Annotated in this window: 17 protein-coding genes, 5 tRNA genes and 1 pseudogene; 1 reads left to right on the top strand and 22 read right to left on the bottom strand. The window is 42.9% G+C overall.

Annotated features, from left to right (window positions below):
* Window positions 1-8 precede the first annotated feature (8 nt).
* From EO126_RS04630 to EO126_RS04605, 6 genes and pseudogenes are all read right to left on the bottom strand, one after another.
* Window positions 9-626, bottom strand: a complete 618-nt coding sequence (locus tag EO126_RS04630; RefSeq protein ID WP_006556823.1) for a lysophospholipid acyltransferase family protein — start codon at window positions 624-626, stop codon at window positions 9-11.
* 14 nt (window positions 627-640) lie between these two features.
* Window positions 641-1315: a (d)CMP kinase gene (gene cmk / locus EO126_RS04625; protein WP_006556824.1), complete on the bottom strand. Its 675-nt coding sequence runs from the start codon at window positions 1313-1315 to the stop codon at window positions 641-643.
* A 19-nt stretch (window positions 1316-1334) separates the two neighbouring features.
* Window positions 1335-2591, bottom strand: a complete 1257-nt coding sequence (locus EO126_RS04620; protein WP_006556825.1) for a BaiN/RdsA family NAD(P)/FAD-dependent oxidoreductase — start codon at window positions 2589-2591, stop codon at window positions 1335-1337.
* 134 nt (window positions 2592-2725) lie between these two features.
* Window positions 2726-3442: pseudogene (locus EO126_RS04615) on the bottom strand (pseudouridine synthase); the annotation flags it as partial.
* A 16-nt stretch (window positions 3443-3458) separates the two neighbouring features.
* Complete coding sequence (scpB, locus tag EO126_RS04610; protein ID WP_127007744.1) at window positions 3459-4073, bottom strand: SMC-Scp complex subunit ScpB; 615 nt, start codon at window positions 4071-4073, stop codon at window positions 3459-3461.
* Window positions 4074-4196: 123 nt separating this feature from the next.
* Window positions 4197-4937, bottom strand: a complete 741-nt coding sequence (locus EO126_RS04605) for a segregation and condensation protein A (RefSeq protein WP_127007742.1) — start codon at window positions 4935-4937, stop codon at window positions 4197-4199.
* A gap of 210 nt (window positions 4938-5147) precedes the next feature.
* On the opposite strand from EO126_RS04605, the gene EO126_RS04600 reads away from it, so the two are divergent.
* Window positions 5148-6974 carry a phosphoethanolamine transferase family protein gene (locus EO126_RS04600; RefSeq protein WP_127007740.1) on the top strand — a complete coding sequence of 609 codons (1827 nt, stop codon included), beginning with the start codon at window positions 5148-5150 and terminating at the stop codon, window positions 6972-6974.
* Window positions 6975-7066: 92 nt separating this feature from the next.
* Here EO126_RS04600 and EO126_RS04595 read toward each other — a convergent pair whose 3' ends face one another.
* The 16 genes from EO126_RS04595 to proB form a co-directional block, all read right to left on the bottom strand.
* On the bottom strand, window positions 7067-7519 hold the full coding sequence (locus EO126_RS04595) for a GNAT family N-acetyltransferase (RefSeq protein ID WP_006556830.1): 453 nt from the start codon (window positions 7517-7519) through the stop codon (window positions 7067-7069).
* Between the two features lie 144 nt (window positions 7520-7663).
* Window positions 7664-7752: transfer RNA gene (locus EO126_RS04590), tRNA-Leu, on the bottom strand.
* 15 nt (window positions 7753-7767) lie between these two features.
* A tRNA-Cys gene (locus tag EO126_RS04585) sits at window positions 7768-7842 on the bottom strand.
* A 7-nt stretch (window positions 7843-7849) separates the two neighbouring features.
* Window positions 7850-7924 (bottom strand) — tRNA-Gly (locus EO126_RS04580).
* Between the two features lie 5 nt (window positions 7925-7929).
* Window positions 7930-8005: transfer RNA gene (locus EO126_RS04575), tRNA-Phe, on the bottom strand.
* Between the two features lie 5 nt (window positions 8006-8010).
* A tRNA-Asp gene (locus EO126_RS04570) sits at window positions 8011-8086 on the bottom strand.
* A 182-nt stretch (window positions 8087-8268) separates the two neighbouring features.
* Window positions 8269-8871 carry an MBL fold metallo-hydrolase gene (locus tag EO126_RS04565; protein ID WP_006556831.1) on the bottom strand — a complete coding sequence of 201 codons (603 nt, stop codon included), beginning with the start codon at window positions 8869-8871 and terminating at the stop codon, window positions 8269-8271.
* 109 nt (window positions 8872-8980) lie between these two features.
* Window positions 8981-10489 (bottom strand): TrkH family potassium uptake protein, encoded by a 1509-nt coding sequence (locus tag EO126_RS04560; protein WP_006556832.1) that lies wholly within the window; start codon window positions 10487-10489, stop codon window positions 8981-8983.
* A 12-nt stretch (window positions 10490-10501) separates the two neighbouring features.
* Window positions 10502-11851, bottom strand: a complete 1350-nt coding sequence (trkA, locus tag EO126_RS04555; RefSeq protein ID WP_006556833.1) for a Trk system potassium transporter TrkA — start codon at window positions 11849-11851, stop codon at window positions 10502-10504.
* A 79-nt stretch (window positions 11852-11930) separates the two neighbouring features.
* The gene (locus EO126_RS04550) at window positions 11931-12911 is read right to left on the bottom strand and encodes a CvfB family protein (RefSeq protein ID WP_006556834.1); all 981 of its coding nucleotides are present in this window, start codon (window positions 12909-12911) and stop codon (window positions 11931-11933) included.
* Window position 12912: 1 nt separating this feature from the next.
* Entirely contained in the window at window positions 12913-13275 is a 363-nt protein-coding gene (rsfS, locus tag EO126_RS04545; RefSeq protein WP_006556835.1) for a ribosome silencing factor, read from the bottom strand.
* 124 nt (window positions 13276-13399) lie between these two features.
* Complete coding sequence (locus EO126_RS04540) at window positions 13400-14470, bottom strand: LCP family protein (protein WP_006556836.1); 1071 nt, start codon at window positions 14468-14470, stop codon at window positions 13400-13402.
* A 12-nt stretch (window positions 14471-14482) separates the two neighbouring features.
* Complete coding sequence (gene yqeK / locus EO126_RS04535; protein WP_006556837.1) at window positions 14483-15052, bottom strand: bis(5'-nucleosyl)-tetraphosphatase (symmetrical) YqeK; 570 nt, start codon at window positions 15050-15052, stop codon at window positions 14483-14485.
* A 13-nt stretch (window positions 15053-15065) separates the two neighbouring features.
* Window positions 15066-15677: a nicotinate-nucleotide adenylyltransferase gene (gene nadD, locus EO126_RS04530; protein ID WP_006556838.1), complete on the bottom strand. Its 612-nt coding sequence runs from the start codon at window positions 15675-15677 to the stop codon at window positions 15066-15068.
* A gap of 139 nt (window positions 15678-15816) precedes the next feature.
* Window positions 15817-17076, bottom strand: a complete 1260-nt coding sequence (locus EO126_RS04525) for a glutamate-5-semialdehyde dehydrogenase (protein WP_006556840.1) — start codon at window positions 17074-17076, stop codon at window positions 15817-15819.
* A gap of 10 nt (window positions 17077-17086) precedes the next feature.
* On the bottom strand, window positions 17087-18253 hold the full coding sequence (gene proB, locus EO126_RS04520) for a glutamate 5-kinase (RefSeq protein WP_006556841.1): 1167 nt from the start codon (window positions 18251-18253) through the stop codon (window positions 17087-17089).
* Window positions 18254-18280 lie beyond the last annotated feature (27 nt).

Below are 18280 nucleotides of genomic sequence, written 5' to 3'. Positions count from 1 at the left end.
TTGACTCCTTATCGTTTAAAATCCGGATGGGCTGCCCGATAATCATCCATAAGACCTTGTAATGCCACTCTGACTTTTTCATTCAATTCGGCAATTGCTTCGGTCGTAGGTTTTGCTTTTGCTACGGGAATCGGCTTACCGATAACGGCCGCGACTTGTCCGCGCTTCATCTGATAAGAGCCCATGATAGCGACCGGTACCACCGGCACCCCGGTTCTTAACGCCATAGAAGCTACACCGTCATGAAAACGGCCCAAAGTATTATCTTTCTTTTGACGTGTTCCTTCCGGAAAAATTCCGAGTACCAAGTTATTCTTCAATAAGCCCATAGCATGACGAATAGCAATTTTATCAACGCCGCCACGCTTTAGCGGAAACGCACCCAACCAACGGCAAAAGAAGTTGGAAATCGGATTTTTAAATAATTCCTCTTTGGCCATAAAACTTACATGTCTCGGTAAAGCACGTCCCACAATACAGGGATCATTATTGCTCTTATGATTAGGAGCTACAATGACCGGTCCTTCTTTCGGGAAATTCTCGCGACCCACCACATCTGCTTTATAGATCCAACCGTATACGACTTCAAAAGCCGAGCGCCATAAGCATTCTGAAAATTTATCCATGAATACGCTCTCCTTTACTTTTCTGTTGCCGTAATCAATTGTACCATACGAGCAGCGGTTTCATCAAAAGATAAATTATCAGAATTGATAACAATCGCTTCAGGTACACATACAAGAGGTGATTCTTTACGATTCGTATCCATTTCATCGCGAGCCATAACGCTTTTTTTAATGTCTTCCAATGACACAGATTCTTTATCCGGCGTTTCCAACCAACGACGTTTGGCACGAGCTTCTACAGATGCGGTCAAATAAATTTTTAATTCCGCATTCGGCAAAACCACCGACCCGATATCACGGCCGTCTAAAATAACACCCCCTGCACCGGCCATAGCCCGTTGTTGAGCTACTAAAAATTCACGCACCGCTTTAATGGCCGCAATCTGTGATACGGCCCCATTTACAGCCTGACTGCGAATAAGTCCCGTCACATCCTGACCATTAACAAATATATTAAATGCATCAGCAGTCGGTTCCATTCGTAATGTTAATTTAGATAATAATTCCGTAACGGCCTTTTCATCGGCAGGATTTATACCCGCCTCCAAAACAGCCCAGGTAACTGCCCGATACATTGCACCCGTATCAATATATAAATAGCCCAATTGTTTGGCTACCGTCTTAGAAATACTACTTTTACCGGCCCCGGCAGGACCGTCAACAGCTACCGCAATACGCTGTTTACTCATCAAAAAACTCCTCTCCATATTACTGCTCAGCTTCATCACCGAGTACGGCATGACGTGCCGCTACATAACCGGTTGCAAAAGCTGCTTGCAGATTATACCCTCCGGTAAATGCATCGATATCCAATACTTCACCGGCTCCATAAAGTCCTTTAATAACCTTTGACTCCATTGTTTTTGGTACAAACTCTTTAACCGAAATCCCCCCGGCCGTTACAATCGCCTCCGCAATGGGACGCATTTGTTTAAATGTAAGCGGCATATGCTGTAACACATGTACTAACCGCTGACGTTCTTCACGACTGACTTGATTAATAAATTTATCCGGTTCAAGTTTCGCCAACTCTATAATAACAGGAATCAGACGTTGTGGTAAGAGGTCTTTTAACCCATTTGCCAATTGTTTTTTAGAATATGTAACAAAATCCCTTTGAATCCGCTGATCCAGTTGTTCCATCGTCAATGCCTGTTTTAAGTTAATCTCCAATTGTATGGCACCCATATTCTTTTTCTTCATCAGTTTGCCTACCGTATGGCTCAAAGAGAGTACAATCGGACCGGTAATACCAAAATGAGTAAACATCATTTCGCCGAATTGCTTAGCCTGTACTTTGTCCTTAGCAACGACGGATAATTCTACATTGCGCAGACTGAGGCCCATTAAATCTTTAACCCATGCTTCTTTCGTCTCCAAAGGTACCAATGACGGACGTAAATCCGTCACCGTATGGCCCACCTCTTCGGCCATGGCATAGCCGTCACCGGTAGAGCCGGTCAGCGGATACGATAAACCGCCGGTAGCTAAAATAACGGCATCGCCATAATAGGTTTCTTTATCGGTAACAACGCCTTGTACGCAGTTATCCTTAACTAAAATCCGTTTTACTGCTTCATTTAAATGGAGTGTCCCGCCGTACCCTTTAAAAACTCGCATAAACATATCTCGCACTTCAAGAGCCGAATCAGATACGGGAAATACACGGCCGCCCCGTTCCACTTTGGTTGCCAGCTTCCAATCATGCAATAAATCGAGCAAGTCTCGATTATCAAACTGTTGATAAGCACTCATGAGGAATTTACCGTTGCCCGGTGTCTTGGCAATAAAATCATTGATAGGTGCATCATTGGTAATATTGCAACGACCTTTACCGGTAATGCCCATTTTTTTGCCGATCATATTCATTTTTTCAAGCAATGTTACTTTTGCCCCTTCACGAGCTGCAATCGTGGCCGCCATAAGGCCGGCTGCGCCGGCACCTACTACGATAATGTGTTTCATGGTCTACCTCCGCCGCTGCGACGTTTAGCACCGCGTACCACACCATTGCGACCAAATTGTTTTTTATTATCTTTGGCCGGCATTCGTCGACCACCGGTACCATCCGATGAAGTTTTACCGAACGGCAATTTACAAAGGGCCTTTAACTGGCGAAGCTCTTCGCCCGTAAGTTTACGGTAGGCACCGCGTTTTAAACCTGTTAAAGTAAGTCCGCCGTAGGCAATGCGTTTCAAGTTATAAACACTGTATTTAAAATGCTCAAACATACGGCGTACCTGACGATTACGACCTTCATGAATCGTAACTTCCACAAGGGTTGTATTTGTCTTGACATCAAAACCGTAATCTACGATTTCAGCCGGCGAAGTAGGACCATCTTCCAAGGTTACACCTGTGCTGAGTGCTTCTAAATGTTCATCAAGAACACGACCTTTTAATTTAACTTCATATGTCTTAGTCACGCCTTGGGACGGATGCATTAATGCCTGAGCCAAAGCACCGTCATTAGTAAATAACAAGAGCCCTTCCGTATTATAGTCCAAACGCCCTACCGGATACACACGATTCTTAATATCTTTCAAGTAATCCATAACCGTGGCCCGTCCCTGCGGGTCGCCTACCGAAGTAATGCTCCCTTTCGGTTTATTAAAAATATAATATTCCAATTCTTGAGGTTCAATGCGTTGACCGTCAATTTTAACACGGTCTACGGCAGGATTGATTTTAATCCCCAATTCGGTGACCTGACGACCGTTAACCTGCACTTTACCGGCTACAATCAGTTCTTCCGCTTTACGTCGTGATGCATAACCGCAACGACTAATATATTTTTGCAAACGTTCGAGTTCCATAGTCTGCTCCTTTCCCTTACTCCACGCTCTCATCGGTTTCCACGTTCTCTTGAGCTTCAATACGCTCAACAGTCTCATTCTTTTCAACAGCAACTGTCATACTGTTATCAGTCGCTACTTCCTGTTTCAAAGTTTCCACCGATTCTATACCGACACTACGCAAAAACGTATCGGTTGTACCATATAATACAGGACGACCTATGCTTTCTTTGCGCCCCAATTCCATAACTAAATCCCGGCTGATCAAATGTTTTAATACTTTTTCACAATTGACGCCACGCACTTCTTCAATTTCACTCTTGGTAACCGGCTGTTTAAACGCAATAACTGCCAATGTTTCCATAGCGGCCTGCGACAAACGGTCTTCTCGTTGCCGGATTTTACTCACATACTCACTGCTCTCCGATGCACTGACAAGCTCCGCGCCGACGCCGCTTACCTTCAAACGTAAACCGCGTTTAGCTTCTATTAATTGAGCCCCGTATTCTTCCAGTAAGGACTCAACCGTTTCTGTTGTGCAATCAAACAATTCACCAAGTAAGGCAATGGGAACCGGTTTGGCAGCTGAAAAAAGAATTGCTTCCAAATGGGCGAGCAGCGAAGTATCGCTTGGCTGATTCACATCTGTCATATGTACTTACTCACCTTTCTAAACACTTTCTCATACTAAGTATCGATATAATATGCTTAGGCATAGATTTATGTGCCTGACTTTAGCAACAAAATAAACCGTGCCGAACAATCTTATATCCTGCTAAATAATTTCACTGACCAATGTAACGTCTTTAAGCGATCCGTCATTTGGTCCTTCTGTCACTGTAAAAATAGTAAAAATTTGCCGTTTAAGAAGTTCCAAAACTGCGATAAACATAGTTACCTTGGCTGCTCTTACTGTCACCTCGTTTAACAAGGAAACAAAACTGAAACGGCGTTGTTGTTTGGCTCTTAAAAGCAAAGAGTCAATCATATCTTCCAAGCTGTAGGCTTCTTTTTCCACCTTTACTTTAGGCGGTTCCGGAACCGTTTCCTCCGCTCGTTCACAACAGGTTTTAAATAAATTGTATAATTCTGCAATATCAAAACGGAATACCGTTTCCTGCCCCCATTGGCTGAGCGAATCAGGACGGCTGAAACTTTGACTGCTCGCCTCTGACATCTCTGTCAAAGCTTCCGTCAACTCTTTAATTTGCTTATACTCAAGCAAATTAGCCACTAATTCGTCACGCGGATCTTCTTCCTCTTCCGGATTAAGAGGCGCATTACGTGGCAACAACATACGCGATTTAATCTGTAATAATGTGGCCGCCATAACCAGAAATTCACTGCTGTAATGAATATCAAAAGTTTGCCATTCTTCCAGCTGAGCCATATATTGCGACGTAATTTCCACAATGGGAATATCGTAAATATCTATTTTATGTTTTTCTATTAAATGGAGTAATAAATCCAAAGGCCCTTCAAAAACAGCCAACTTATACTCATAGGGTTTCATCATATCTCCTCACCGGTTCGGCCAAACAAATAAGAGGGGTTATACGCCCCTCTTATTTGTCGTCACGAAGTCTCGATAACCTTTTTTTAATTGTATCATAGAAAATTAATATTTAACAACCGTAAAAGTAGGTAAAAAGACATATTACATCTTGTATTTTTACGGCAATTCTGCTATCGTATTGATGATATTATATTACGAAGGAAATGTGCTATGAAATCTCTTATATCATGGTGGCGCAATGCCATCGTTCAAGCAATCTTGTGGTGTGTCCTCATTTTTGCCGCTTTTTATTTTATCTACGAACCCATTACCCTGGGTTTCGCCTGGGATGATGTACTCTTATTGAGTCTCCCTTTGCTGTTTGGGCTCGCACTCTTCCAGCAGTTAATGCGCAGTACTTTATGGCATCACGCCTTTTTGGGCCACGGCCTCGTAGGCGTTGCTTGGGCATTGACCTACCCGTTACTCTATCATTGGTCATATACTAAGCCTTTTTATTTTTACGAATTTTTCCCGGATTTTCTATTCGGTACCTTACTATTTTTCGGACTCAGCTTGCTCCATTATTTCATGGTATACCATTTGCCGTACCGACGATCTTTAAGTGTTCTCTTTGCCTTGTTGCAATGGTTACTTTCACTGATACCATTGATTCAAATCGGATATTACATTAACACTTGGCATTGTTTGACGCCGGCAACCTTAATGGCTCTCTATCAAACTAATCCCGAAGAAGCCTTCGGCTTTTTAAAAAGTTCGGCCGGAGTAGCCGGCTTAATCGGTATCGGTCTCGGCAATATACTTCTTTTTGTCTTTTACTATTGGGCCAATCAGGGAATGAGCCTCTTGGCGCGCCGTCAGGTTATATCAAAATTCCGCTTAGGCGCCCTCAGTGTAGTTTGTCTTGCATGTGTCGGCTACCTGCCGTTTGGCTTTATGCATACCGACATTGTTAAAAATTGGAACGATGTAGCTACGTATATGAAGGAGCTACAACAATACAGTGATAAACATCACGAAATCTACAAAGATTTAAAACTTGAAACTGATCAAACCGCCGCTCAAAAAGCACCGGGGACCATCATTCTTGTTATCGGCGAATCGGCATCGCGTAATTATATGAAAGTATATAATCCGAACTTCCCATATGATGACACCCCTTGGCAAAGCGATATGGCCGCCAATAATCCCGACTTTATTTTCTTCCGCAATGCGTATTCCTCCTATGTACAAACGGTACCTACCCTGGAACGTGCTTTAACGGAACGAAATCAATACGATGATAAGCCGTTCTTGGACTCAGCCAATATCTTGGACGTAGCCAAAAAGGCCGGCTATTATACCAGCTGGTTTAGTAATCAAGGCGTCTACGGTGAATATGATACCGCCATCTCCTTAATTGCCAAGACGGCTGACAGACCGTTATGGGCTCACGAAGCCTATATGTTCTCCGATAAATATGACGGCGTTATTTTACCGCTCCTGCAACAAGTAGAGCCTTATAAAAATAACTTTATCGTCATTCATATCATGGGCAGTCATATTTACTATAACGACCGCTATCCGCATGAATTCAGTAAATGGAAAGTCGGCGATGTACCAAAAGGCAAAGAAGCTTATGCCAACAGCCAACTCTATACGGACTGGGTATTGCAACAGATTTATACCTACGCCAAAGATCATCTGAATTTACAAGCTATGATCTATTTCTCCGATCACGGTGAAAGTCTTAATTACTCCCATAATCCGGATATATTCGACTTCGATATGGCTCGCATTCCTTTATGGGTGTATCTGTCGCCTTCATATGAGTCAGCCTACCCCGAAACAACATCTATTCTCCGTGACCACGAGAAAAAATATTTCACTAATGATTTACTCTACGACTTAATATCCGGTATCTTACAGGCACCTACCAACCGATATGATAGGACAAGAGATTTCTCAAATCCTAACTATCGTTTCAACAAGTACAACCTGACGACCCTCTTAGGTCAGGAACCATTGACCAATGACCCTGAAGCAGCAGCACCGTAACGATAAAAAAATCAAAAATACATGCAAAAAGCGAGTCCGCCAAAAGGTGGACTCGCTTTTAATATGCGTTAATATTTTTAGTCGGTATATGATTAAACTAATGGTAAAGAAAGATGTACGACTGTGCGAACCGTTTTTTTCACATTGCGGTCAGTGCTCTTAAAGCCTAAAGCTTTATATAATTCTTTAGCGCTTTCCATGCTTGGCAAAGAATCCAATAAAAGCGTTTTATAGCCTTTTTCTTTTGCTTCTTCGACAAGAATGTGGGCAATATTCATACCAAGGCCTGTACGGCGAAATTCAGGGCGTACATAAAGACGTTTCATTTCGGCCGTTTCATAATTAACATGACGTAAGGCTACACAACCTGCCGGTACATCATCTACGAAGGCGATATATAAAGCTTCACGATCGCCTTTATATTTTTCTTCCAAGCCTTCAAATTCTTTCACATTGGCAGCAACACCTAAGGAACGTACATAATCGACAAATAGTTTTTTTACCTCATCAATATACTCATGACCATCACGAAGTTCAAAGTTCATACGAAATCCTCCTTTAGCTATAGCATAGTATTATCTGTACCAAAATATACATGATTAATTACTCTACGTATATAGTTCGCTATAGGAGGAAAAAAGTCCTTCTTTATTTCAAAAAAAATAGACTGAATTTTCATTCAGTCTAAATGGTGCCGAGGACCGGAATCGAACCGGTACGGTTGTCTCCAACCGACGGATTTTAAGTCCGTTGCGTCTGCCTGTTCCGCCACCCCGGCATGGGTGGAAAAATATGGAGGCGGCACCCAGAATCGAACTGGGGAATAAAGGTTTTGCAGACCTCTGCCTTACCGCTTGGCTATGCCGCCAAATAAATGGAGCGGAAAACGAGATTCGAACTCGCGACCCCCGCCTTGGCAAGGCGGTGCTCTACCACTGAGCTATTTCCGCATACATGGTGCCCCAGGACAGAATCGAACTGTCGACACAAGGATTTTCAGTCCTTTGCTCTACCGACTGAGCTACCGGGGCGAACGTGGCGACCCCGATCAGATTTGAACTGACGATCTTCGCCGTGACAGGGCGACATGTTAACCGCTACACCACGGGGCCGTATACGTTACTTTGTTATTATAGGGGTTTCAGTAACAATTGTCAAGCAACTTTTTGAAAAGTTTTTACATACTTTTGACTGTATCATTACTTTCGCCGCCCTTAGCAACGAAAATTATTCTACCATTTTTAAGAGTACTTTGTCTAGTATAAATTTAATATTTTATTTCAATTTAATTAAATTATTTAAGCGGCTGTAAAAACGGATTATGTTCCAATTCATCTTTCAAGGTAGTATCGTCGGCATGACCGGGATGTATAATCAAATTTTGATCCCAAGTCATGATGCGACGCAATGACTTTTGCAATACTTCTTCATCTCCGTTATAGTTGTTGGTTGCCCCAATGTAGTTTTTAAACAAAGTGTCACCGGTAAACAAATGGTTCCCCCATTGTACAATAACGCTTCCTTTGCTGTGTCCGGGCGTTTCATGAATATAAAGGTCAAATATCCCCAGCTGCAATTTCCCCTCCTTTAAAGGCAAATAAGGCGATTGGAAGAGACCTTTATACGCTGAGGGCATCCTTCGTTTGGCATGAAGCAGTTCATCATCGCCGGGATGCATATATAGCGGCACCGGCCGTTCCTTCAGAATACCATCGACAGCGCACACATGATCGCAATGGCCATGTGTGAGTACTACGGCTTGGAGATCCGCATTCCCTACCATGTCGAGGACTTTATGAGCATGAAAGCCGGGATCAATGACAAGTGCCTGACCGGCCTCTTTTAAAACATAGCAATTTGCCTTATATAAACCTAAAGGCTGTTTCAAAATTTCCATAAAGTCCTCCTGCTCATTCCCAGCTTCCGAAGTAATTAAATACTCTGCCCGATTATTCCGAATATCTTACACTCGACGTAACCAAAAACTTAAACAACCGATACACAGCCTATAAGCGACGATGCGTACCTACAGGCTGCCATACCTTATACGAACGTTTACGACGTTTAAGGAAGTAACCCTGCCAAAAATCAGGATGCAGCAATACCAATAATGTAAACAATTCTAAACGGCCCAATAACATATCGAGCACGCAGATGAATTTAGCTACCGGATGAAGTACGCCAAAAGACCCTTCAGGTCCCAAAGAACCGAAGGCCAGGCCTACGTTTCCCAAAATTCCCGCTACACACTGCAATGACTCACCGAAACTGAGGCCTGTGGCTGAAATCCCCAATGCAGAAATGGCAAACACCGTCATATATAAGAAAAAGAATTGCTGTGTCATTTGGACCCATTTCTGAGGCATTGATTTACCATTAATCGTAATGTTTTGAACCATATCGGGATGAATAGCCTTGCGCAAATAAATAATACTGCTTTTTATTAAAATAATGATGCGGATAACCTTGATACCGCCGGTCGTGGAACCACTGCAACCGCCGAAGAAAGTTGACATAAACAACATCATCTGAGCGAGCGGTGACCACACATCATAATTACCGAGCACCAAACCGGAGCCCGTTTGCATGGATACGATCATAAATACAGCCCGATTAAAAGATGCACTTAAGGTAAAATTATCGGACATGTACAACGCATACATAACAATAAGAGCGCCGGTTAACAATATAAGCAAATACATGCGGTACTCAAAATCCTGCCAAACTGCTTTAAGACCGCGTTGGAATACAGCATAATATACAGTAAAATTACCGCCCGCCAAAACCATGAAAAAGATTAAAATCCAACGGATCGGCCAGTTTTCGGTATAAATATCGACAACACCGGTATTTGGTGTATAACCGCCCGTAGCGATAGTGGTAAACGTCATGTTGATGGCATCAAAATACGACATACCTGCCAAGCATAAAGCCACAAAGCAAACGGCCGTAAATAATAAATAAATAGTCCATAATTTAAATGCCATGGAACGAATACGCGGCATTACTATACCCGGTCTCGGAACGGAAGCCTCCGCATTGAACAAATGCGCCGAATCGGCACCTAAGTTTTTAAGAAAGGCCAATACCAAGACAACAATCCCCATGCCACCAAGCCAATGGGTTAAACTGCGCCAAAGCACAAAACTTTGCGACAAACTGTCCACATCTTCAACAACGGAAGCACCGGTAGCGGTTATACCCGAAACAGATTCAAATAAAGCATCTATAAAATTAGGTAAAACACCACCAAAATAAAACGGCAAGGAAGCGAAAAATGATACAAAAATCCAGATGGAACTGACTGTCAAGAAACCATCTCTTAAACTATAAGTTGTACTCGGCTGCCCGTAATAATACAGTAAACCGCCGGTTACAGCTGCCATAAGTGAAGCTGCCACAAATGAAAAATATGACTCACCCACAGTTAGCCCGTAAACAAACGGAACCAACATAATTCCTGCAACAATGAGGATCAATTGCCCCACTAATCGCATAACAATCTGTATACGCATATGACACCTCGATTAATCCGGCTTCAAATACGTTAATAATTTATTAACATGATAAGGCAAGGTAAAGAAGACAATATGATCACTGGCATACAATACCGTATTACCGGTTGGCACGATGGTTGAGCCATCGCGTACAACAGCACCGACCAGGGCTTTGCCCGGCAATTTTAAATCTTTTAAAGCACAACCTACTAATGGCGATACCGGACTGAGCACCACTTCAACGGCTTCCGCTTTGGAACCTTCAAAAGTAGAAATGCTGACAACATTTTCACCGCGACGAACCATACGCAAAATTTCCCCGGATGTCAAAAGACGAGGTGAAAATACGATATCAATACCCACCTGTTCCATGAGCACGATATATTCGGGACGACCGACACGTACGATGGTTTTAGGTACGCCCAAATGCTTGCCTAATAAGGCAACCAATAAATTCAGTTTATCATCATCGGTGAGGCAAATAATGGCGTCACAATCGGAAATTTCTTCCGCCTCCAACAAATCCATGTCAGTACCGTCACCATTGATAACCATGGCATTTTCTACCAAAGTCGCCAAATATTCACAGCGCTCAATGTCCTTTTCAATGATTTTAACCATATAACCGGCACGATCAAGCAACACGGCTAAATTTCGGCCAATCAGACCGGCTCCGACAAGCAAAATTCGCTTGGTCTGCTCCATCATATCTACTTCGTGGAATTCTTCAGCTACTTTTAAGATAGCATCGCGAGCCCCTAAGAAGAACACCTTATCCATCATTAACAAACGGCTTTCACCATGTGGAATAATCATTTCGCCGTTACGTAAAATGCCTACGATAATAACACCTTCCGGAAATGTGATATCACGCAAACGCTGCCCCAGATACGGAACATCTTCATGCATTTTAAATTCCATAAGACGAACCGCACCACTGGCAAAATCTTCTACATCAAGGGCTGCCGGGGTCTGCAGAACCTGCACGATTTCTTGAGCCGATACCATTTCGGGATTAATAAATAAATCAACCCCCAATTGTTCCTGCAGCTCACGGTTTTCTTCTTTTAAATAGTCATTGTCGCGAACACGAGCAATCGTACGCGGAATACCGCCGATTTTTGCTACCGAACAGGCCAGCATATTAACTTCATCGGAGTCGGTTACCGCAATGAGCATGCCCACATCTTCCATGCCGATTTCTTTAAGCAATTGCAGACTGCTGCCGTTCCCCTGTACTAAACTTACATCCAAGCTGTTTTCCAAATTACGGATTCGCTCGGCGGATTTTTCAATTATATACACATCATGTTCATCTTGCACGAGGCGCTGAGCTACCGAATAGCCTACCTTACCGGCGCCTACCACAATAATTTTCATAAGTAATCAACCCTCAAATTCAATAAGTCGGTAAATGCAAAGAAAGGCGTAATCTGATTACGCCTTCTATTTTGCCGTACTAAACCTCACGAGTTTCCGGCTTGGTTTCATTACTTGTCTCGGCATCATCGGTTGCCAACACATCCGTGGTTGTTTCACCGTTCGCCTTACGTTCTACAAGTTCCGTCGCCGCTGTTTTACCCGTTTCAGTCAATAGAGTCCAGCCATCTTCCTGAATAACTTTGCCTTCTTTCATTAAATGGCCTACAGCACGTTTAAAGGCTGCTTTACTAAACCCGAATTTAGCTTTAATAATATCAGACGATGATTTATCACTATAAGGCATTCGACCGTTACGTTGCAATAAATACGCCAATAAAGCCTCACCGTCAACCGTCAAAGCCGTTTCTTTTACCGGACGCATAGATACATTGATACGTCCGTCATCACGCTTAAAAGTCACACGGGCTTTGATTAATTCGCCCACTTTTAAATGGTGCGTCATTTCACTGTTATGAATGAATGCAATCCATCGTTCAGGCGTTATAAAAAACGCTCCGTCGGACGTGAAGTTATAGATCGCGCCTCTTACAATTTGCCCCACCTTAGCCTCTGTAGCCGGTTTGGCTGCACGGCGCATGGCATCATCCACATCCATGGAAACGGCCAAACGACCGGATTTATCCGTATAGAGATGAACCCAGACTTTTTCACCCAATTGTGGGCGACCGCGCATTTCCGCATGCGGCATGAATATACCGCGTTCGGTACCCACTTCGACGAAAACACCGAATTGGGTTTTATTAATAACTTCCACATAGCCGATTTGACCTTCTTTAATTGCCGGTAAACGCATACTGGCCGTCAAACGACCTTTCGGATCCTTGTACAAAAATACAGGTACTTCGTCACCGATGGCAACCGGTGACGTTTGCTGATCCTTGTGGAGTAAAATATCATCATTCGTATTGCCCGTACCGCCGTCCAAAAAAGAACCCTGGTCACTTTGGCGCAATACCTTAAGCGTGGCTAACGTATTTTCAGATAATTGTGTTGCCATATTAAGCCCCTGTAAATTCTACGCGAGCCGCATCATTCCACAACTGTTCCAAACCATAGAAAGAACGTGTTTTCTGACCGCCGAAGACATGACAGATAATATCGCCGAAATCAAGCAAAATCCATTCGCCTTCGTGATAGCCTTCACGATGCAACACGGTAGCACCTACTTCAGCTCCCTTATCTTCAATTTCATCGGCAATACTCTGTGCCTGTTTTACGTTGGAAGCACTTACCAATAAAAAATAATCCGCTAAACTGGATAAACCTTCCAAATCCAAAATGGCAATGTCTGTGCCTTTTTTGTCAAAACCTGCTTGTGCCAATGCTAATGCCACGTCTTTAATTTCTTGTTTCTCTTTCATGAAATCTCCTTTTTATAATCATCGCCAACAATAAACTATAAAAAATTAAATACAATATATTTCACAACCAACTGTAACGGGCTCAATCTTTAATAGTTGTCGGTAATCATAAATTACTTAATAATTAACCCTCTTTGCCCTTACCGTTTGTCGTATTTTTAGAATCATCGGTAGTCCCGTCACTGTTTCCTTCAATCGGTGCATTACCTAAGGTAATACCCAACAATTGTTGAGCTTCAACCGGATCATAGTTCCAAAAAATTTCACCGTTAATCGTTTCTTTGGTTCCCGGTAAAATATAATACTGAATATGAGTATTATTGAGTCTGCCCAGATCCATAACCAATTTAATCGCATCACCGGTGCTGATGTTGGTGTCATAATGACTCCAGAGTCGCCAAATATGCCACATACGGGAAATCGTAAACGTATCTTCCTGTGAGCCCAGTAATTGCTTCAAAAAACGTTCCTGTCGTTGCGTACGACTGAAAGCATTTTTATCGGCATCTACGAAGCGTACATATTGATAAGCTTTATCCGCATCCAGTGTTTGATAGCCACGGGCCAAATTGACGTCCGCTCTATCGGTCGTACCATCAATATGAACCATTTCTTTCTCTACATACATATCCTGCGAGCCAAGCATATCAAGCGTGTTTTTGAACGCCGCTTCATCTACGACCACATAATACGGAATAGGAATATGGAATAAATCTTCTACAACCGCTTTGGTAAGTTCGATATTACCGGAACTGTACATGGTATTAATCATAGCTACTGATTTTTTATCACGACTGTCTATTTTCGTATTAGACGGAATACCGATTACATCAATATTTTTCTGTTGCTCATTAACCGACAGTAAAAAGAGAGCATCCCCCTGTGCCGGATTATTGCTGTCTTTACCTACGAGTAAAATATAAATCGGCTTATCCAATGATTTTTGTTCCAGCGGTACCGTCGTTACCTGATTAGGCTGCGAAGGCGGTGCCACATCAGCCGTTGTTGTAGTTGCCGCTGAGTCGGCAGAACCGCTGAAATAGCCTACGGCCGCCTGATAGCCGCGCCATATACCAAATCCGATGCCGCCCAGTAAGACAACGAGTACTACTAAAGCAATTATGACCCGACCCCAGCGAACCTTCTGTTTTTTTCTTACACGCCGTTTCGGTCTTTTACGCACTTCTTCTTCCATACTGCACGCATCCTATCGATTATGAATACGCCGCACCATATCGTTACGGCCCAGAATTGTTTTAAAATAAATACTTAATCCCTGATCCAATAAATGACGAATTGTCGTATCATAACCGGCTAAAACAGCTTTATCTAAATCTTCCAAAGCAACTTTACGCAGATAATCTACCCCCGGAAAATTACGCGTCTCTTCCACATAGTCAGCGAGAAAAATAATTTTATCCAGCGTTGTCATACCTACCCGGCCTGTTGTGTGATAACGGATAGCATCCAAGATATAACCGTCAATAACGCCATAACGTTGATGAGCCATTACGGCACCGCTTACGCCATGCAATAAAGCACCGTTAACGTACATATCCATATCTACTTTGATGTCCGCCTCATCTACCAACCGTTGCATCTCAGACAAAGGAACCTCTTTAGCACAGTCATGTAAAAGCCCTGCAATATAAGCCTCTTCCGGCTCAGCCCCATAACGTTGAGCTAAGCCGACTGCAGCTCGAGCAACACCCAAGGTATGTGCAAATCGTTTAGGACTGAGTCGTTGCTGTAAATCATTAATAATTTCTTCAAACATACTATTTTTTGCCTCACTTTTTATAAATATCATGCTGTGCAATATATTGAACTACGGCTTTAGGAATCATGTACCGAACACTGCGTTTAGTACGCAAACGCTGACGTAAATCAGTGGCTGACAGTTGCATGAGCGGCACTTCCAACAAATGGATTCGCTCACGGCCCAAATCGCCAAAGTATTCGATAATTTTTTCGATTGCCGCCGAACCGTCAGGTCGAACGGCTCCGATAAAATGACACAAGCTGAGCAGCTCATGAATGTATTTCCAATTCGGCAGGTCTTGAATCGTATCGGTACCGGCTATGAAATAGTATTCCTTATCTTCACCGTATTGTGAGCGGAAATATTTTATGGTATCCACCGTATAGGATGGGCCTTCCCTTTTAAATTCAACATCCGAAATTGTAAATTTAGGATTATCCATGACAGCCGCCGCCGTCATTTCATATCGGTATTGCGCATCGATAACGTCGTCATGCTTATGAGGCGGATGATACGCCGGTACAAAAATTACGCGATCCAATTCATAGGTTTCCTGTGCCATTTCGGCAATCATCAGGTGTCCCAGATGAATAGGATTAAAAGTACCTCCGATGATGCCGATTCTTCCTGTAAGTTTCATAAGCAGTACAATATCCCCATAACCAATAATGATAATACAAGCCACAATATTAAAGCTTTAATATAGGATTGCCATTCATAGCGTCCTTTCGGTGTTTTTATATACGAACCATAGGCTCGTATAATGCGTAACCACTGTTTCATGAACGAATTTGGCCATCTCCCTGCACATAATATTTATACGAAGTCAGTGCCAAAAGCCCCATAGGTCCGCGGGCGTGTAATTTCTGAGTACTGATTCCGATTTCGGCACCCAACCCGAACTCGAATCCATCCGTAAATCGAGTCGAGACATTTACATACACCGTAGAAGCATCCACCTGCTGTAAAAAGGCTTGAGCAGTCTCTTTATTTTCAGTAATAATACATTCCGAATGTTTAGTTCCAAAATGATTAATATGTGCAATAGCGGCTTCAGCCGAAGGCACAACTTTTACATTCATAATTAAATCATTATATTCCGTAGCCCATGCAGTGTCGTCTGCTGCGTTGATATTTTCAACAATAGTACGAGAGGCATCATCGCCACGTATTTCCACATGATTATCCGTCAACGCCTTAGCAATAACCGGTAATAATTTAGGTGCTACCGCTTCGTGAATAAGCAAAGTTTCCGCCGAATTGCAAACCGATGGCCGTTGTACTTTTGCATTAATGACAATCGGAACAATCTTTGATTCATCACAATCCTTATCCACATACACATGAACTACACCGCTGCCTGTTTCAATAACAGGAATACGGCTTTCTTCTACAATGCGTTTAATAAGTCCGGCACCGCCGCGAGGTATTACCACATCGATATATTCTCTTTGCCGCAACAAATCCGACACAGCTGCCCGATCGGTTATAGTCACTAACTGTACCGCATCAGCCGGCAAGTTAACTGCCGATAAAGCATCACGCAGTAAATTAACCAAACATTCATTAGTGTGAAATGCCTCTTTACCGCCTCTCAGAATAACGGCATTGCCCGTTTTCATGCATAAGGCAGCCGCATCTACCGTTACATTTGGTCTTGCCTCGTAAAACATGGCAATAACACCCATCGGTACCCGTACTTTTGAAATTTTCATGCCGTTCGGGCGCGTAGAAGATTCCATAACTTCTCCGATAGGATCTGGCAAGTCAACAAGTTGGCGAACACCGAGAGCCATCTGTTCGATACGCTCTTTCGTAAGGCGTAAACGGTCATACATAATTTTCGGCAAATTATATTGGCCGGCTTGGCTCATATCAAAATCATTGGCCTCTAAAATGGCCGGAATATGTGATTCCAATACATCGGCTACGGTAAGTAATAATGTATTTTTTGCAGCCGTATCGGCTAATTGCATAGCGGTCGAAGCCACACGAGCTTTACGGCCCATAGTTTCGAAATATGTTGCATACTCTGTCATACTAAGACTCCTATCTGAGGATTACTAAATTGTCACGGTGTATTACTTCCGTGTGAGCATTCTCTACCTGAAGGCGTTTGATGATTTCGTGAGAATTACAACCTTTAATCTGTTCAATATCCTGTGACGAGAAGTTCACCATACCACGGGCGATTTCTTCACCGTTAAATAGGATACTGATTGTTTCACCTTCTTGGAAATTACCGCTCACACCGATGATACCAACCGGTAACAGGCTGGACCCTTTTTTCAACAAAGCATTGGCACAACCCGCATCAACTGAAACAGACCCTTTAAGTCTGGTACCGAAGGCCATCCAGCGTTTTTTCATATGCGGCTTCGTATCACGTGCCACAAAATGGGTACCGCGTAATCCGCCGGCCGCGATAACTTCAATGGAGTCATTATGAGCACCGGATGCTACCACCATATGAACCCCGGAATTAACGGCAATATTGGCTGCTTCAATTTTAGTATACATGCCGCCTGTACCGCGCGCAGTACCGGCACCGCCGGATATTTCATAAATATGAGGCGTAATGGCCTCCACTTCACTGATTAATTCCGCATCAGGATTCGTTTGCGGATTAGCCGTATATAATCCTTCAATATCTGATAAGATAATCAATAAATCAGCTTCCACCGTACTGGCAATAATAGCCGATAAAGTATCGTTGTCACCGATTTTAAATTCATCAATGGATACTACATCATTTTCATTAAGGATAGGTATAACGCCTAAAGAAATCAGCGCATATAATGTATTGCGCAAGTTGATATAACGCGAGCGATTCGTGCTGTCTTCACGAGTTAACAAAATTTGACCTACCGTATGACCGTATTCTCTGAAAAGCTTTTCATACATGTGAAGCAAAACCCCTTGCCCTACGGAGGCAGCGGCCTGTTTCATAACAAGATCTTTCGGTTTTTCTTTGAATCCCAAGGGGGCCAAACCGGCACCTACCGCACCGGAGCTGACCAAAATAATTTCCTTGCCCTGATTCGCCAGATCAGCCAATTGTTTAACAATGGCTTCAATACGTCGCAAATTTAATCGACCCGTATCATACGTTAACGTACTGGTTCCCACTTTGACCACAATACGTTTAGCCTTAGTCAATAATTCACGGGAATTCCGATTCACTGTATTATTATCAATAGACTCTCTTTCGCTCATAGTTATATCTCCTCATCATCAAATTAC

Origin of the sequence: Veillonella seminalis (assembly GCF_003992065.1) — a bacterium.
Classification (GTDB): Bacteria; Bacillota; Negativicutes; order Veillonellales; family Veillonellaceae; genus Veillonella_A; species Veillonella_A seminalis.
This window is presented reverse-complemented; position numbering and strand designations above follow the sequence as displayed.

Coding starts and splice junctions, on each gene's coding strand:
- EO126_RS04565 (WP_006556831.1), bottom strand. CDS start 8,871: ATGGAAATTTTGAAACAGCCTTTAGGTTTATATAAGGCAAATTGCTAT.
- EO126_RS04525 (WP_006556840.1), bottom strand. CDS start 17,076: ATGACAGAGTATGCAACATATTTCGAAACTATGGGCCGTAAAGCTCGT.
- EO126_RS04630 (WP_006556823.1), bottom strand. CDS start 626: ATGGATAAATTTTCAGAATGCTTATGGCGCTCGGCTTTTGAAGTCGTA.
- EO126_RS04620 (WP_006556825.1), bottom strand. CDS start 2,591: ATGAAACACATTATCGTAGTAGGTGCCGGCGCAGCCGGCCTTATGGCG.
- yqeK (WP_006556837.1), bottom strand. CDS start 15,052: ATGTTTGAAGAAATTATTAATGATTTACAGCAACGACTCAGTCCTAAA.
- EO126_RS04600 (WP_127007740.1), top strand. CDS start 5,148: ATGAAATCTCTTATATCATGGTGGCGCAATGCCATCGTTCAAGCAATC.
- trkA (WP_006556833.1), bottom strand. CDS start 11,851: ATGAAAATTATTGTGGTAGGCGCCGGTAAGGTAGGCTATTCGGTAGCT.
- EO126_RS04560 (WP_006556832.1), bottom strand. CDS start 10,489: ATGCGTATACAGATTGTTATGCGATTAGTGGGGCAATTGATCCTCATT.
- EO126_RS04595 (WP_006556830.1), bottom strand. CDS start 7,519: ATGAACTTTGAACTTCGTGATGGTCATGAGTATATTGATGAGGTAAAA.
- EO126_RS04540 (WP_006556836.1), bottom strand. CDS start 14,470: ATGGAAGAAGAAGTGCGTAAAAGACCGAAACGGCGTGTAAGAAAAAAA.
- scpB (WP_127007744.1), bottom strand. CDS start 4,073: ATGACAGATGTGAATCAGCCAAGCGATACTTCGCTGCTCGCCCATTTG.
- cmk (WP_006556824.1), bottom strand. CDS start 1,315: ATGAGTAAACAGCGTATTGCGGTAGCTGTTGACGGTCCTGCCGGGGCC.
- proB (WP_006556841.1), bottom strand. CDS start 18,253: ATGAGCGAAAGAGAGTCTATTGATAATAATACAGTGAATCGGAATTCC.
- rsfS (WP_006556835.1), bottom strand. CDS start 13,275: ATGAAAGAGAAACAAGAAATTAAAGACGTGGCATTAGCATTGGCACAA.
- EO126_RS04605 (WP_127007742.1), bottom strand. CDS start 4,937: ATGATGAAACCCTATGAGTATAAGTTGGCTGTTTTTGAAGGGCCTTTG.
- EO126_RS04550 (WP_006556834.1), bottom strand. CDS start 12,911: ATGGCAACACAATTATCTGAAAATACGTTAGCCACGCTTAAGGTATTG.
- nadD (WP_006556838.1), bottom strand. CDS start 15,677: ATGAAACTTACAGGAAGAATCGGCATCATCGGAGGTACTTTTAATCCT.